This window comes from Colwellia ponticola (assembly GCF_005885605.1).
Taxonomy (GTDB): domain Bacteria; phylum Pseudomonadota; class Gammaproteobacteria; order Enterobacterales; family Alteromonadaceae; genus Colwellia; species Colwellia ponticola.
Map to the genome: position 1 here is coordinate 85,281 of NZ_SZVP01000013.1, position 15,811 is coordinate 101,091.

Below are 15,811 nucleotides of genomic sequence, written 5' to 3' on the forward strand. Positions count from 1 at the left end.
CATGCTCAATCACAATAAAAGTAACCTAGCTGGGCAGACCTATAGCCGTTTTAGTCAAGTAAAAGCAGTGATTCAGGGTGTTGAACCGATTGATTACTTCTTTGCTAAAGAAATGCTCAGCGCGCTTATACCTGCATCAACCGCACTTAGTTCGCCATCTGAGCCTGATAGCAGTAGTCATTTATATCATTTATTTTTAGCGTTAAGTGCTAGTTTACGAGCAGGTCATAGTTGTTTACCGTTAACGGCGGTTGCTGATCAGCATTGGGGTAGAGGCTATACCTCGCCAGTTAACGCAGACAGTAAAACCGATGAAGTTATAGATCAGGGCGTTACTCACCCTGGTTTTGTTTTTGCAACCTTAACACAGCTTCACGCCATGGTTAGTGCGCTAACTATCGGTGCACAAGATCAGCAATTACTGGTACTACACCATAACAATTTGTATTTACGTCGATATTTTCAATTTGAAAGCGATTTAGAACAAGCTATTAAGACGCGTTTAGTCGTGCAATGCCAGTATGATAACGACGATATTGCACAGTGTATTGAGGCACTTTTTCCTAATACAGAAGAGGAACAAGGAGGAGCGTCAGGAGAGATTGATTGGCAAAAAGTGGCGGTAGCCAATGCCATTAATAAAAACTTTAGTGTTATTGCTGGTGGTCCTGGTACAGGTAAAACTTATACGGTGACTAAGTTATTAGCTGCGCTAGTTATCTTAGAAGACAATAACTTAGAAGAAAAATCCATGGCAGAAAAAGAGCTGACACAGCAAGACGCGCCTATGCTTAATGTCGCTTTAGTTGCCCCCACGGGTAAAGCAGCACAACGTTTATCAGAATCTATCGTTAAGGCTATTAAAGATTTTACCGGTGAAATTGATAATAAAGTACTGGCTCAAATTCCCACACAAGCACAAACCTTACACCGTTTGTTAGGCGTTTTGCCAAACTCACCCAACTTTAGGCACAATGAAGACAATCGTTTGGCTTATGATATTGTACTCATTGATGAAGTGTCTATGGTCGACCTACCGCTCATGACACGGGTTTTTCGCGCGTTAAAAGACCATGCAAAAGTGATATTACTAGGCGATGCCGATCAATTACCCTCTGTGGCAACGGGGAGTGTCTTAGCGGACATAGCGCCGCGACCACATGGTGGTTTTAGTGCTGCTAATGAGCAGTATTTAAGCCAAGTTTGCCAACTTAAAGCGCAGCAACTCAGTGATTATTTCACCGCAAATAAAGGCGTTAATGCCGCCATTGAAGCCAAAGGCAGTTACCGCCATAACGCACACTTTGATTATTTATCCTTTTTGGTTAAATCAAGACGTTTTGACGGTAAAGGCGGTATAGGCTTACTTGCTAATGCGGTCATTAACGGTGATGTGAAACGCAGTTGGCAGCTGTTAGTTAACGCGCAAAAGCAAGCCCTACAAAAACAATCAAGCCAAATCCCAGCCGAACTATCAATGGCTCAAGGCGAACTAAGTCAGTGGTTAGCGCCACTCGTGAAGCAATATTATCAACCCATTGAAAAGTGCACCACCGTGAGTGAGGCATTTGCGTTGTTAGCTCAATTTAGAGTGTTGTGCGCAACCAGACAAGGAGATTATGGTGTTGAACGTCTTAATGAGATCATTAAAGATTATTTAGGCAAAAATAATAGCCCTTTTGGGCAACACCAGCATAGCCTGTATCATGGTCAGCCGATTATGATTAATGAAAATGACTACCGCTTAGGTTTATATAATGGTGATATTGGCATTATGTGGTCGGTTGTTGATAAAGAAGGTAAAACACATTTAATGGCTTGTTTTGAAGATAATTCTTGCCAAGAAAAGTCACGCGAAGAAAGCTCTTTTAATGACAGCGCTTTGGAAAGTCTTACCAGTGAAAGTATTGTCAATGAAAGTAAGGACATTGACGATAAAACGCTTGCTGGAACAGTATCAACATCAATACCACCGCAGGGCGTTAGACAAATATTACCGTCACGCTTGCCTAAATTTGAAAGTGTTTATGCGATGACCATTCATAAAACGCAAGGTAGTGAGTTCTCTCATGTAGCTATGGTGCTTTCTCAAACGCACGGTGAGCAGCAAAATCTACAAAAGGGCAGTAAATTATTATCAAGAGAATTACTTTACACGGGGATTACTCGCGCGAAAAAACAACTAACCCTGGCCGCTAGTCAAGGAGTTTGGCAACAAGGCGTCACCACACAAGTAAAACGTTATTCAGGTTTAACAATTAACGTGCTACAGCCTTAAGCTAAGTCTTATCGCTAAAATAACACCTGAAGCCGATAAAGCTGCTAAGATAGCGTTTTATCATACATTAAGTACTACATAGGATTTTAGTAAACTCATGCAATTGATTGATATAGATAAAGCACGTTATAGAAAGCATTTAAATATTGTTATTATTAGCTTTATTGGCTCATTACTGGTGTTATCGCTACTGTTTGGCACAATACTGATTAGTTTATTTTCAACGGTAGGTGACACCAATGCACTACTACAAGTAGGCGCAGATGCGGTGCAAGTTGAGCAAGAGTCTAACTTTCGTTATAACTTATTAGGCGTTATTTTGGCGCTACTTGCTAATGCGGCTGTGTTACATAGCCTTAAAAGAAGTGATTTTTTTACCGAAATTTATTATGTTTGGCAAATAAAACAGCTGCAAAATCTCATTTATCGTAAACTCAAAAAAATTAAAATAGCGGCTAAAGCAGGTGAAGAAGACGCGCTAATTATTCTATTCTTTTATTACCAAAGTCAATTACAAGTGTATAAACTAGATGATAATACCATTACTTTAGAAACCATTGAGCGACATAGGCAAGAAGTCGACGAGAGTATTGCCGAACTTGGTTTAAGCATTACAACAGAGCAATTTAATAAATCTTTACTTGCTCAATATAAATAAAAGTCAGTAGGCAAATCGGCATTTGTTTAGTCGTATATAGCTTGCAGCATAAATTTTACCGCTAGCTAACAGCAGATAATAAAAAACCAGCATTCTAAAAGAGTTGCTGGTTTTTTATTATTACTGTATCAGTAATAGATTACAAAAGTTATTAACTTACTTATCTTGCGCGGAAAGTAATGCGACCTTTTGATAAGTCGTATGGTGTTAATTCAACCGTTACTTTATCGCCAGTTAAAATACGAATGTAGTTTTTACGCATTTTACCAGAGATATGTGCAGTTACAACGTGACCATTCTCAAGTTCTACTCGGAACATAGTGTTAGGTAAAGTATCTAGTACCGTACCTTGCATTTCAATATTTTCTTCTTTCGCCATGGGGCGCTAAACCTCTAATGTTGTGCAGATAGCTATCAAATATTCCTATATAGGTAATATTTTTTTAGCAGATAAAAAAGCTGCGCGAATGATGCCTAATTGCTTGGCTAATGTAAAGGCTTGTGGCTATTTATTTAGCAATTTCATGCTTATTAAGCTGAGCTTAGCTTAATAAATACTCACCTAGCCGCTATTTTTATCCACTTAGGTGTTAACTTCACTTGCAATTGATTAGCCATTGACCGTTAATAAAACGCTCAAATGGAAAGTAACGGTCTTTATAATTCATCTTCTGACATTCATCAATTTGATAGCCTAAATACAAATAAGGTAGTGATCTTTGTTGACAAAAACTCAGCTGGGTTAGAATTGAAAAAACGCCCAAACCATGATTTTTATAGTCAGGGTGATAAAAAGTATAGACCGCTGATAAACCATCACTTAACACATCGGTTACCGCAACACACACCAGCACAGCTTCATCAATGCCGTTTTCTTTATCGCCAGGAGCCCAGGTTTCAATAAATAATTGTGTTGTTAACTGACAGCTTAAAAAACTTTCAAACTGCGCAAAAGAAGCAGGGTACATAGTACCGTCTTGATGCAAAGTATTAATGTAGTTTTCAAACAGTGGGTAATAGCTGTCTTTTAGTTGTGATGATTGTTTAATAATAAAGTGACTATTACGTTTTTTTGATCTTTTTTGACTTTTCGAAGGCATAAAATGATTGGTTAACACCCGAATAGACTGACAAGCATTGCAATTAGGGCAGTTTGGTCGATAACTTTGATTACCACTGCGACGAAAACCTTGTGTCATTAACCAAGCATAACTTTCACTGTTATGTAAACGTTCATCAACGGCGATCAGTAAACGCTCTTGTTGCTCAGGTAAATAATTACAGGGGAATAATTGTGTTACGCCCAGTTTATAAGAAGTGTTAGTCATTGATAATATACCTAATTTTCAAGTGGGTAGCGGTCAAAAATGGTGTACATTGTCTTTTACAAATTAACGCACCTGTATTTTAATTCACTACGTTAGCGTTAAGGTTCTCGCTTGCCAAAAATCTGTAGGTAATGGCGTTGCTACCGCGATTTTTTGTTGCGCTAAAAAAGTATCGCGCGTTATTTCTTTAGCGCCCATATCTTCAAGAAAAGGGTTAAGTAACTGGCAATCAATAAAAGTAATACCTGCGCTATCTAGTAATTGTCCTAAGGCAACGAGTGCAAATTTCGACGCATTACTTTGTGTATAAAACATAGACTCGCCAGAAAAGAAACCATTAATGGCTACGCCATATAAGCCACCGACCAATGTTTTGTTGGTTAACTCATCCGTGTGCCATATTTCAATAGAGTGAGCGTAACCTTGTTGATGTAACGCCAAGTAAGCGTTTATCATGTCAGGTAATATCCAAGTACCACCAACACGAAAGGGCGCTTGAGCACATAACTGTATTACTTGTGTAAAGTCTTGGTTTAAGGTGATTTGGTAGGGAGATTTGTTAATGGCTTTACGTAAAGTACGATTTATGCGTAATTGTGTGATAGCTATAATGGCTCTGGGATCAGGTGACCACCACAAAAAAGGATCGTTGTCGCTATACCAAGGAAAAATACCCTGACTGTAGGCAGCGATTAAACGCTGTGGTGATAAATCACCCCCAAGGGCTAATAAACCATTGGGCTCAGTCAGAGCATGTTCTATTTGAGGAAAGGTCAAACTGTTATCATCAAGTTGATATAAAATTTGACCCATTGTTATTCCTCTTGTTCATTATCACTATTCATTAAGGCCGGTACTTTTGTGACAAGCGACGCCTTAATATTAAACGTTAAGACGCTATTAGCCTTGAGCGTCTAAGTAACGTTCAGCATCTAATGCTGCCATACAACCAGCACCCGCCGAGGTAATTGCTTGACGATAAATATGATCAGCAACATCACCTGCTGCATAAATACCTTCAATATTGGTTTGCGTTGCATTACCTTGCGTACCGCTTTGAATGCTTAAGTAGCCATCTTTCATATCCAGTTGGCCTTTAAAAATATCGGTATTGGGTTTATGACCAATGGCAATAAATACACCAGCAACGTCAAGCTCTTCGGTAGCTTCTGAATTAGCGTCTTTTAAACGTAAGCCAGTAACACCCATGTTATCGCCCAATACTTCATCTAACGTACGGTCAGTGTGTAAAACAATATTACCGTTAGCCACTTTTTCATATAAACGGTCAGTTAATATCTTTTCACTACGGAACGTATCGCGGCGGTGAATTAAATGTACTTCACTGGCAATGTTTGATAAATAAAGCGCTTCTTCAACGGCCGTATTACCACCACCAACAACAGCCACTTTCTGGTTTTTGTAGAAGAAACCGTCACAAGTAGCACAGGCTGAAACACCACGTCCCATAAAGGCTTCTTCAGAAGGTAAACCAAGATATTGTGCAGAAGCGCCGGTACAAATAATTAACGCATCACAAGTGTATTCATTGCTACCGGTTAATTTATAAGGTTTAGATGAAAAATCGACCGACTCGATATGGTCAAAAACAATTTCAGTATCAAATTTTTCAGCGTGCTTTTGCATACGATCCATTAATGCAGGACCCGTTAAGCCCTCAGCATCACCTGGCCAGTTTTCTACATCAGTAGTGGTGGTTAATTGTCCACCTTGTTGCATGCCTGTGATAATTACTGGCTTTAAGTTTGCGCGGGCAGCATAAACAGCAGCAGTATAGCCGGCAGGGCCTGAGCCTAAAATTAGTAGGGGACAGTGTCTTACGTCGCTCATGGGTTCTCCAAGAAAAATTGATTGTGTTAAATTGAACAGATATAGCTTATTTAGGTTGAAGTAGTTCATTAGTCTTAACTACTATCATTCCTTATTAGTTGGGATGATAGGAAATAAAGCAAGGGGTATAAATAATTACTTAACCAATAATAGCGCCATTCTAACCGATTTTACTTTGCCATGTAATTTAGTTTTATTGCTATTGTCATTCTTTTATCAAAACACGATATAATGCGGTCATCCGAATAATTTGGCATTAGCTAATACTGGCTAGTATACAAAATATCACTAACGAGCACGTTACATGAGTTATAACAAAGCAATTGATCGTATCGATAAAAACATTTTAGTTGAATTACAAAAAAATGGTCGTTTATCTAATGTTGAATTATCAAAGCGAGTAGGGTTAAGTCCAACCCCTTGTTTAGAAAGAGTAAAACGTTTAGAAAAAGAGCAATATATTACTGGTTATAAGGCATTGCTTAATCCACATAAACTTGATGCTGCTTTATTGGTTTTTGTTGAAATCACCTTGTCTAAAACCAGTCCTGATGTGTTTGATGATTTTGCTGCAGCGGTCGAAGACCTTGATGTCATTCAAGAATGTCATTTAGTCTCCGGCGATTTTGACTTTTTACTCAAAACGCGGGTAAAAGATATGTCAGCGTATCGAGAGTTACTTGGTGACACCTTACTTAGGCTACCTGCGGTCAGTGAAAGCAGAACCTATGTGGTGATGGATGAAATAAAATCAACTAACTTACTGACCATTAAGCGCTAACTTAGCGCTCATTGAGTAAAAGCATTTACCTTATAGGATACTAAAAGCAGCCAGTAAAGTAGCCCTGTAAGCTAGCCAATTAATATAACTGTATAAAAAAACATGCCTTAATGGTAATTTGTTGCTGCCAACGAAGCGCTAATTTGATACTTTAGCTGTGCTATAGGTGATTCTACCTATTTAATTTCCAATGGTACTTATAATTGTCTTCCGATCTTATAGAAAATTCCGATGTATCGCTTGATACATTAACCAACAAACAACTTACTGGCGTGCAACGTTTACTTGAGGCTGGGTTGTTGTGTTTCACTGTGTTTGCCATGTTTATGATGTTGGCATTATTTAGTTTTGATCCCGCTGATCCTGGTTGGGCGCAAACGGGCTATCAATCTGATGTGCGTAACTTAGGCGGCGCGGTGGGCGCTTATCTCTCCGATTTGTTTTTAAATCTTTTTGGCCTTATCGCCTACAGCTTACCCTTTGTTATCGCCATTATTGGCTGGTTGTTGTTTCAACGCTTCCATGAGTTGATGAGACTTGATTACTTAACCTTAGGGCTAAAGCTAATTGGCTTTTTCATGTTCTATCTTGGGGTAACGTCGTTAGCGAGTATGAATTTTGACGATATTTTTTATTTCTCCGCTGGCGGAATTTTAGGTGACGTACTGAGTAAAACCTTATTACCGTACTTGTCTTTTGTTGGCTCTACCTTACTGTTTTTACTCTTTACCTGTGCAGGCTTTGTGCTACTTACCGGTTTTTCTTGGCTTAAGTTTATAGACACGGTTGGTCGGTACGCCATTTTAGGTGCTGTTAAGCTAGCGGATTTACCCACATTAATTCAGCAACATTTTGGTACCAATGAACAATCAGATAATAAGCAAGACTGGCTAAGCAATGTTAAAAAACGTTTAGCTAAAGACACGCATACAACAGACACTAATGAAGAGAGTACAGCCGAGCAAAAGTTATCTTTAACGCAGCAAAACCCTGATAGAAGTGCAGATAAGAGTACAGATAAAAATGCAGATAAGAGTGTCTTAGCCACATCAACTCAAGAACCTTCTTTAGCTTCCTTAGATGCACAAAACAGTAATACTGATTTAAGTCTGTCTGCTAGTGCGCAAGGACCAACAATATCAGTAAACACTAGCGAAAACACACACAATAAAACTGAACCCTTTATTGATATTGCTGAACTCATGAGTGAGCTTTCAGCGGGCAATGTGCAAGATCAAGTCAGTCAAAAAGAGATTACTGCCGCGTTTGCCGACGTAGAAAAACTTAATGTTGCTGATGATAACCCCGCTAAAAAGTCGTCAACTACGTCTGAGCAAAATATGTCTCAACATAATGACCCCGTTAATTTGCTGCCAGTTGCAGAAAAAGCACCACCTGAAATGCCGTCTATCAATTTACTTGATCGCCCTGATAAAGCGAAAAACCCTATTAATCAAGAAGAGTTAGACTTAGTAAGTCGCCTTGTTGAAACCAAGTTACTTGATTTTGGCGTACAAGCACAGGTGGTCTCTGTTTACCCAGGCCCAGTGATAACGCGGTTTGAATTAGACTTAGCCCCAGGGGTTAAAGTGAATAAAATAACTAGCTTATCAAAAGATTTAGCGCGTGCATTATCAGCCATTAGCGTACGTGTTGTTGAAGTTATTCCTGGTAAATCAGTGATAGGTTTAGAGCTCCCCAACAAACACCGTGAAATTGTTTATTTAAGTGAAGTGATTGGCTGTCCTGCCTTTGAAGAGTCGTCATCGTCGCTAGCCATGGTCTTAGGTAAAGATATTGCCGGTGAGCCTGTGGTGGTTGATTTAGGTAAAATGCCGCACTTACTGGTGGCCGGTACTACCGGCTCAGGTAAATCTGTGGGTGTAAATACCATGATTGTTAGTTTGCTTTATAAATCTACGCCTGAAGATGTGCGTATGATCATGATTGACCCGAAAATGCTTGAGTTGTCAGTCTATGAGGGCATTCCACATTTACTCGCTGAAGTAGTTACCGATATGAAAGATGCGGCTAATGCACTGCGTTGGTGTGTGGGCGAAATGGAGCGACGTTATAAAGTGATGTCTGCTTTGGGCGTTCGTAACTTAAAAGGCTACAACAAAAAAGTATTGGAAGCGATTGCCAAAGGTGAGCCTATTATCGACCCCACTTGGCAACCTAATGATGGTATGGATCAAACAGCGCCTATGTTGGAAAAACTACCGAGCATTGTGGTCGTTGTTGATGAATTTGCCGATATGATGATGATTGTTGGTAAAAAAGTTGAAGAGCTTATTGCCCGTATTGCACAAAAAGCCCGTGCTGCCGGTATTCATTTAATACTCGCTACGCAGCGCCCATCAGTGGATGTTATTACCGGCTTAATTAAAGCCAATATTCCAACGCGTATGGCGTTTCAGGTATCATCAGGGTTAAACTCTCGCACCATCTTAGATCAACAAGGGGCAGAGCAGTTATTGGGTATGGGTGATATGCTGTATTTACCACCGGGGACTGGCGTGCCAACTCGTGTGCATGGCGCATTTGTTGACGATCATGAAGTACATGCGGTGGTAAAAGACTGGAAATCTCGAGGTGAGCCTAACTACATTGAAGAAATTTTATCAGGTGAGCACGACCAAGATATTTTATTACCGGGTGAGCAAGCCGAAGGCGGTGATGGTGAAGAAGTCGATGCACTTTACGATGAAGCCGTTAACTTTGTTACTGAAAAACGCCGCGTGTCAATTTCAAGTGTACAAAGACAATTTAGGATCGGTTATAACCGCTCCGCGCGTATAGTGGAAGAAATGGAGCAACAAGGTGTGGTATCAACACCGGGCAATAACGGCGCTCGCGAAGTATTAGCGCCGCCGCCAGTACGCGATTTTTAACTTAGGCTGACCGGCTTATTATATTAACGATTATTTATTAAAAGCATCATTTTATTAGAAGTACCCCATGACAATAAATTTTACCCGTAAACCCTTTTTTAAAATAGTGGCGTTAACTAGTTTACTACTACCCGCACTTAGCTTATATCAACCTGCGGCTAATGCTGCGCAAGCACCTATTGATAATAGCAACACTAGCACGACTAGGGTGTTTGCCGCGCCATCAGAGCAAGCAAAACAGCAGTTAATGGCGCAATTAAGTAAACTCGCTTTTTTTAGCGCTAATTTTAACCAAAAAATTCTTAATGACGCAGGTGAACTATTACAACAAGGTTCGGGTAATTTAGCGATTAGTAAGCCCAACCTTGTTAATTGGAAAACCATTACCCCGGATGAAACCTTAATTGTTAGCGATGGTAACACCTTGTGGTTTTATGACCCGTTTATTGAACAAGCTAGCGCGTTTAGCTTAGCCAAATCTATTCATAACACCCCTATTTTATTGCTCACTAGCGATGAACCAGAGCTTTGGCAACAATATGAGGTTAGCCAGCAAAGCCATGAAAGTGATCATACCCAAAGTGATTTACGCTTTATCGTCATCCCAAAAGATGACAATAGCCAAATTAAAAAGCTAACGCTGCGCTTTACTGATGCCTCTGCTCAAAGTAATGACACTGAGTTACAACTAAGTGAGTTCTCCTTTGAAGATGCTACGGGTCAGGTGAGTCAAATCAGTTTAAGTCACTTTAACAGCCGTGTTAAACCAAAAGCCTCATTATTTACATTTACCTTACCCGAAGGTGTAAGACTTGAAGACAAACGATAGCTCAAAGCAAGGTGTAAACCAAAGCGCAAGCCAAAGTTCGCTATTTGACTTACCCGCTGATGAAAGCCTAGGCGCGCCTAACGATAACGCTGTAACTAACACCGCATCAGCAAGTAGCTTTATGCCGCTTGCGGCTAAAATGCGCCCAAAAACCTTAGCCGATTATGTTGGCCAACAGCATATTTTAGGTGGCGATTCACCTTTAGCGCAATCTATTGAACAAGGTCATTGTCATTCACTTATCTTTTGGGGCCCACCGGGCAGTGGTAAAACGACTTTAGCTGAAATTATTGCCCAGCATGCCAATGCTGAAATAGAACGCGTATCGGCCGTTACCTCGGGTATTAAAGAAATTCGTAGCGCTATTGAAAAAGCCAAATTGCGTGCACAAGGCGAGGGTGATAACAAACGCAGAACAGTATTATTTGTTGACGAAGTGCATCGCTTTAATAAATCACAGCAAGATGCATTTTTACCGCACATTGAAGACGGCACCATTATTTTTATTGGTGCGACCACAGAAAATCCCGCGTTTGAATTAAACCAAGCGTTACTGTCTCGCGCGCGTTTATATACTTTAAAAAAGTTAACCCGTGATGACTTAGCGCAAGTATTACAACGCGCTATTAGCTTATGTGAAACCGATGAACAGTTAACGATTAACTTAACAACAGATGCGAAACAAAGCTTACTTAATCGCAGTGATGGTGACGCTAGGCGGTTACTTAATTTACTCGAAAACTGCCTAGACAGCACAGTAACAGCCAATGATAACAGCAAAACCATTACCGTTGAGCTGATCGCGCAAGTGGCGGGTAGCAAAATTGCCCTTTATGATAAAGGCGGTGACGCTTTTTATGACTTAATTAGTGCTTTTCATAAATCGGTACGCGGCTCTAGCCCTGATGCCGCTTTATATTGGTACGCTAGAATTTTGACCGCTGGCGGTGATGCACTCTATGTGGCTAGACGTTTACTTGCTATTGCCAGTGAAGACATAGGTAACGCGGATCCACGCGCCATGCAACTGGCACTAAACGCTTGGGATACGTTTCATCGTGTTGGCCCAGGTGAAGGTGAACGTGCTATCGCGCAAGCTACGGTATATATGGCATTAGCGCCAAAAAGTAATGCAGTTTATCAAGCCTTTAACAAAGCCAAAGTACTAGCACAGCAAACCTGTGATTTAGATGTGCCCTTGCATTTAAAAAATGCCACTAGCAGTATTACCCAAGAGCTTGGCCATGGTAGTGAATATCGTTATGCTCATAATGAAGTAAACGCTTTTGCCGCTGGCGAAAATTACTTTCCTGAAGCACTTGCCCGAGGCGATAGCTCGCATACTAGCTTGTATCAACCGACAGAGCGTGGCTTAGAGAAAAAACTCAAAGAAAAGCTCGACTATTTAAACCAGCTTAATAGGAATAGTCATGACCAGCGCTATTAGTAATGTTACCTTATATGCTTTTGTCGCACTTGGCGGTGCTTGTGGGGCAAGTTTACGCTTTTATATGTCGCAATTAGTACTCAATTGGCTCGGAAAAGGTTTCCCTTTTGCCACATTGATGGTTAATATCATCGGCTCATTTACTATGGGTTTGTTATACCAATTAATAGAACATAATATTCTCAATGTGAGCGTGCATAGAACCTTAATAGGCATAGGGTTTTTAGGTGCATTTACCACATTCTCTACATTTTCATTAGACTCTTTGTTATTATTACAACAAGGAGACGTGCTAAAAGCGGTGATAAATATTTTACTCAATGTGTCACTGTGTATTGCCGCAGCTGGGCTGGGTATATTTATCGTTAATAGCTTGGCAAAATAAGCCAAATTAGTGTAGCTAACTTAATTACTGATAACTTAATCGCGTACGTACCATAAACCGCCAACAATTTTAATAACCTACTAAACAAGAATGTGAACAATTATGCTTGATGCAAAACTGCTTAGAACTGATTTAGACAATATCGCTCAACAACTTACCAAACGTAACTTTATATTAGATACCGTTACCTTAAGTGCCTTAGAAGAGCAACGTAAAGCCATTCAAGTGAAAACTCAAGAGCTGCAAAATGAACGTAACACCCGCTCAAAGTCTATTGGCCAAGCGAAAGCGCGCGGTGAAGACATTGCGCCATTACTAGCACAAGTAAGCCAGTTAGGTAATGACTTGGAAGCGGCAAAAACAGAGCAAGACGAGGTTTTAGCAAAAATTGATGCTATTGCCAGTGCTATTCCTAACCTGCTTGATGACTCTGTTCCTGAAGGTAAAGATGAAGATGACAACGTTGAATTAAAACGCTGGGGCACACCACGTCAATTTGACTTTGAAGTAAAAGATCACGTCGATTTAGGCTTTTCAGTTGATAAAGGCTTAGATTTTGAAAGTGGCGCTAAATTAGCCGGTACTCGTTTTGTGGTAATGCGCGGTAAAATCGCTAAATTACACCGCGCTATTGCGCAATTTATGCTTGATGTACACACAGAAGAGCATGGCTACCAAGAAATGTACGTGCCTTATTTAGTTAACGCTGATTCATTATATGGCACAGGCCAATTGCCTAAGTTTGGCGAAGACTTGTTCCATACCGACTTATCAAACAAAAAATTATCACTGATCCCAACGTCAGAAGTACCGTTAACTAACTTAGTGCGTGATGAAATTGTTGATGAGAGTGACTTACCGATTAAAATGACCGCTCATACACCGTGTTTTAGAAGTGAAGCGGGTTCTGGTGGTCGTGATATTCGCGGTCTTATTCGTCAACATCAATTTGATAAAGTTGAAATGGTACAAATAGTTAAGCCTGAAGAATCAATGACGGCACTTGACGAATTAACCCGTCATGCTGAAATCATTCTTGAAAAGCTTGAACTGCCATATCGCACCGTACAATTATGTAGTGGTGATGTTGGTTTTAGCGCCACTAAAACCTTTGACTTAGAAGTTTGGTTACCAGCGCAAGATACTTACCGTGAAATTTCTTCATGTTCAAACATGGGCGCATTCCAAGCACGTCGTATGCAAGCTCGCTTTAGAAACAGCGAAACCAACAAGCCAGAATTATTACATACACTTAACGGCTCAGGCTTAGCAGTAGGGCGTACCTTAGTAGCTATTTTAGAAAATTACCAGCAAGCAGATGGCAGCATTGATGTGCCAACCGTATTGCAACCTTACATGGGTGGTTTAACTAACATTGCTTAATTAACATGAGTTAACCCTAATTTATAATATTTATCCATTAAAAACGCGATTAAATCAGCTCAAACGAGCTAACTTAATCGCGTTTTATTTTTTAAGCTTTTTAAATCTAGAGTTATTTCACTTTATTAAGGTACACCTTTGTAGCTAGATAAGATCAGATAAAGGACTGCGTACACCGTTTGCCCCGTGCTCAAGTACGTGTGTATAAATTTGCGTGGTTCTAATATCGGTATGACCCAGTTGCTCTTGAACGGTTCTTATGTCAGCACCGCGTTGTAATAAGTGAGTGGCAAACGAGTGACGTAAAGTATGGCAAGTAACATTCTTTTCAATATTAGCTAACTTAGCGGCTAATTTAACAGATTTTCTTAACCCTGTTTCATCAATATGATGCCGTCTTAAATTACCTGTTTCAGGATCTACACTTAACCTACCTGAGGGAAATAAATAATGCCAATTCGTTTCCATATTTACGTTGGGGTATTTTCTTGATAACGCATAAGGTAACCATACGCCTTGGTAAGATGAGTTTTTTTGATCACTATTGAAATAGGATTTAATACCAATCTGCATAAGAAAGTGATCTCTTAGCCAGAATTTAAAGGCTTAGAGGCAAGGCATTGATTGTAGGCAAGGGTTGTTCCCTTGTCAAAATCAATAACGATGCATATAAGCCTTTAAAAATGGCCCTTTGGGAATGCATGGACACCATGATAACGTCATAAAATTTACTTGATGTAGGGTAACTATATCGGCATAAATTTTATTTGTTCTACTGTCGTCCATGCCATTCTAAGTGAACACTTCTTTATGCAGAATGGTATAACTACTAAAATTTGTAGTTTTAATTCATCACATAATTCCTTAGCTAATGTGACTTGACGGTTTTTTCCACCTTTACCTTGCCAAATTTGTACACCGTAATGATCAAAATCAATATCCTTTACACGTAAGCGAACAACTTCCATTAAACGAAGCCCACTACCGTACATTAATTGACAGGGTAGGCTATGGCGTTTTGGTATATGTAATTGGCTGTAGCTGTCGAGATCGGCATTGCCCACGTTGCCAAGGTATGGCAACGGCTAAATGGGAGCAAAGACAACAAGAGGATTTATTATCGTGTCGCTATTTCCACCTTGTTTTTACGCTTCCTCATGAGTTGAATATCATTGCGCACTATAGCCCAAACGTGCTGTATCACTGTTTATTTAAAGCCGCATGGCAAACCTTAAGTAAATTTGCGAAACGAAAAGGGCATGGTCAGTTAGGTATGACAAGCGTACTGCATACGTGGGGACAAAAGTTAAGTCAACATATTCACCTACATTGCATGATACCCGCAGGTACGCTTGATAAAGCGCACTGGCATGAAATAGAAAAAGGCTATTTATATCCGGTTAAAGCATTATCAACGGTCTTTAGAGGAAAAATGCTCGCGGCGCTCAATGAATGCGATAGTTCATTCGCGAAGATAAGCACGCCAACTAAATGGTGTGTTTATAGCAAAGCCTGTTTAACGTACAGTGAAAAGTTAGTCAGTTACCTTGCACGTTACACCCGAAAAGGCGTGATGTCAGAATCACGGTTGGTATCAGCGAACTCACAAACAGTGAGTTTTAAATACCGGGATTATGCAGATAATAACCGAGATAAGATCATGACACTGAGTTGTGACGAATTTTTAAGGCGTTATTTACAACATATACTGCCAAAGGGGTTTATGCGTATTCGCCACTATGGATTTTTAGCCAATGCGTGTCGTAAACAAAAGTTAGCGTTAATCAAAGATCAAGCGCCACACAGCTGTAAAGCAGCAACGGCAAAGACAGAAAAAGCGCCATTGATACCATATTGGTCCTGTCAATCATGCAAGGTTGGCAGCTTGCGGTTTATTGGTATAGCAGCGTCGAATACAGCCACCACTAAACTAGAGCGAACGAGTTAGCGGGCTAGCCTGCTTAAAAGAATCAATAA

The 15,811-nt window shown here is 40.1% G+C and carries 13 protein-coding genes and 2 pseudogenes; 9 read left to right on the top strand and 6 right to left on the bottom strand.

Going from position 1 to position 15,811, the window contains the following annotated elements:
- The first annotated feature begins 1 nt into the window (after window position 1).
- The gene (recD, locus tag FCS21_RS12665; protein ID WP_138623914.1) at window positions 2-2,278 is read left to right on the top strand and encodes an exodeoxyribonuclease V subunit alpha; all 2,277 of its coding nucleotides are present in this window, start codon (window positions 2-4) and stop codon (window positions 2,276-2,278) included.
- A 97-nt stretch (window positions 2,279-2,375) separates the two neighbouring features.
- Entirely contained in the window at window positions 2,376-2,936 is a 561-nt protein-coding gene (locus FCS21_RS12670; RefSeq protein ID WP_138623915.1) for a DUF3087 family protein, read from the top strand.
- 160 nt (window positions 2,937-3,096) lie between these two features.
- On the opposite strand, the gene infA is transcribed toward FCS21_RS12670, so the two are convergent.
- The 4 genes from infA to trxB all read right to left on the bottom strand — a co-directional run bounded on the left by infA (window position 3,097) and on the right by trxB (window position 6,115).
- Complete coding sequence (gene infA, locus FCS21_RS12675; protein WP_114325846.1) at window positions 3,097-3,315, bottom strand: translation initiation factor IF-1; 219 nt, start codon at window positions 3,313-3,315, stop codon at window positions 3,097-3,099.
- A 217-nt stretch (window positions 3,316-3,532) separates the two neighbouring features.
- Complete coding sequence (locus tag FCS21_RS12680; RefSeq protein WP_138623916.1) at window positions 3,533-4,264, bottom strand: arginyltransferase; 732 nt, start codon at window positions 4,262-4,264, stop codon at window positions 3,533-3,535.
- A gap of 87 nt (window positions 4,265-4,351) precedes the next feature.
- Entirely contained in the window at window positions 4,352-5,077 is a 726-nt protein-coding gene (aat, locus tag FCS21_RS12685) for a leucyl/phenylalanyl-tRNA--protein transferase (protein WP_138623917.1), read from the bottom strand.
- A gap of 87 nt (window positions 5,078-5,164) precedes the next feature.
- On the bottom strand, window positions 5,165-6,115 hold the full coding sequence (gene trxB, locus FCS21_RS12690; protein ID WP_138623918.1) for a thioredoxin-disulfide reductase: 951 nt from the start codon (window positions 6,113-6,115) through the stop codon (window positions 5,165-5,167).
- Between the two features lie 304 nt (window positions 6,116-6,419).
- Here trxB and lrp point away from each other — a divergent pair, with 304 nt between their 5' ends.
- From lrp to serS, 6 genes are all read left to right on the top strand, one after another.
- Complete coding sequence (lrp, locus tag FCS21_RS12695; protein ID WP_138623919.1) at window positions 6,420-6,896, top strand: leucine-responsive transcriptional regulator Lrp; 477 nt, start codon at window positions 6,420-6,422, stop codon at window positions 6,894-6,896.
- Window positions 6,897-7,099: 203 nt separating this feature from the next.
- Window positions 7,100-9,790, top strand: coding sequence for a DNA translocase FtsK (locus FCS21_RS12700; protein ID WP_138623920.1), 2,691 nt, complete (start codon window positions 7,100-7,102; stop codon window positions 9,788-9,790).
- Between the two features lie 67 nt (window positions 9,791-9,857).
- A complete protein-coding gene (gene lolA, locus FCS21_RS12705) occupies window positions 9,858-10,619 on the top strand; it encodes an outer membrane lipoprotein periplasmic chaperone LolA (protein ID WP_138623921.1) in 762 nt (253 codons plus the stop codon).
- 121 nt (window positions 10,620-10,740) lie between these two features.
- Window positions 10,741-12,066 carry a replication-associated recombination protein A gene (locus tag FCS21_RS12710; protein WP_138623935.1) on the top strand — a complete coding sequence of 442 codons (1,326 nt, stop codon included), beginning with the start codon at window positions 10,741-10,743 and terminating at the stop codon, window positions 12,064-12,066.
- Window positions 12,050-12,451 carry a fluoride efflux transporter CrcB gene (gene crcB / locus FCS21_RS12715; protein ID WP_138623922.1) on the top strand — a complete coding sequence of 134 codons (402 nt, stop codon included), beginning with the start codon at window positions 12,050-12,052 and terminating at the stop codon, window positions 12,449-12,451. The genes FCS21_RS12710 and crcB overlap by 17 nt, the downstream gene beginning before the upstream one ends.
- Before the next feature lie 102 nt (window positions 12,452-12,553).
- Entirely contained in the window at window positions 12,554-13,834 is a 1,281-nt protein-coding gene (gene serS, locus FCS21_RS12720; RefSeq protein ID WP_138623923.1) for a serine--tRNA ligase, read from the top strand.
- Window positions 13,835-13,978: 144 nt separating this feature from the next.
- Here the strand turns inward: serS and FCS21_RS12725 are convergent.
- Window positions 13,979-14,359, bottom strand: a pseudogene (locus FCS21_RS12725) (tyrosine-type recombinase/integrase); the annotation flags it as partial.
- A 221-nt stretch (window positions 14,360-14,580) separates the two neighbouring features.
- Complete coding sequence (locus FCS21_RS17170; protein WP_503328514.1) at window positions 14,581-14,802, bottom strand: hypothetical protein; 222 nt, start codon at window positions 14,800-14,802, stop codon at window positions 14,581-14,583.
- A 62-nt stretch (window positions 14,803-14,864) separates the two neighbouring features.
- Here FCS21_RS17170 and FCS21_RS12735 point away from each other — a divergent pair.
- Window positions 14,865-15,782 (top strand): annotated as a pseudogene (locus FCS21_RS12735) (IS91 family transposase); the annotation flags it as partial.
- Window positions 15,783-15,811: the final 29 nt, after the last annotated feature.

Bases quoted from the DNA above. Each gene is read 5' to 3' on its own strand.
- serS (WP_138623923.1), top strand. From the start codon at position 12,554: ATGCTTGATGCAAAACTGCTTAGAACTGATTTAGACAATATCGCTCAA.
- trxB (WP_138623918.1), bottom strand. From the start codon at position 6,115: ATGAGCGACGTAAGACACTGTCCCCTACTAATTTTAGGCTCAGGCCCT.
- FCS21_RS12710 (WP_138623935.1), top strand. From the start codon at position 10,741: ATGCCGCTTGCGGCTAAAATGCGCCCAAAAACCTTAGCCGATTATGTT.
- lrp (WP_138623919.1), top strand. From the start codon at position 6,420: ATGAGTTATAACAAAGCAATTGATCGTATCGATAAAAACATTTTAGTT.
- recD (WP_138623914.1), top strand. From the start codon at position 2: ATGCTCAATCACAATAAAAGTAACCTAGCTGGGCAGACCTATAGCCGT.
- aat (WP_138623917.1), bottom strand. From the start codon at position 5,077: ATGGGTCAAATTTTATATCAACTTGATGATAACAGTTTGACCTTTCCT.
- FCS21_RS12670 (WP_138623915.1), top strand. From the start codon at position 2,376: ATGCAATTGATTGATATAGATAAAGCACGTTATAGAAAGCATTTAAAT.
- FCS21_RS12680 (WP_138623916.1), bottom strand. From the start codon at position 4,264: ATGACTAACACTTCTTATAAACTGGGCGTAACACAATTATTCCCCTGT.
- FCS21_RS17170 (WP_503328514.1), bottom strand. From the start codon at position 14,802: ATGGAAGTTGTTCGCTTACGTGTAAAGGATATTGATTTTGATCATTAC.
- infA (WP_114325846.1), bottom strand. From the start codon at position 3,315: ATGGCGAAAGAAGAAAATATTGAAATGCAAGGTACGGTACTAGATACT.
- crcB (WP_138623922.1), top strand. From the start codon at position 12,050: ATGACCAGCGCTATTAGTAATGTTACCTTATATGCTTTTGTCGCACTT.
- lolA (WP_138623921.1), top strand. From the start codon at position 9,858: ATGACAATAAATTTTACCCGTAAACCCTTTTTTAAAATAGTGGCGTTA.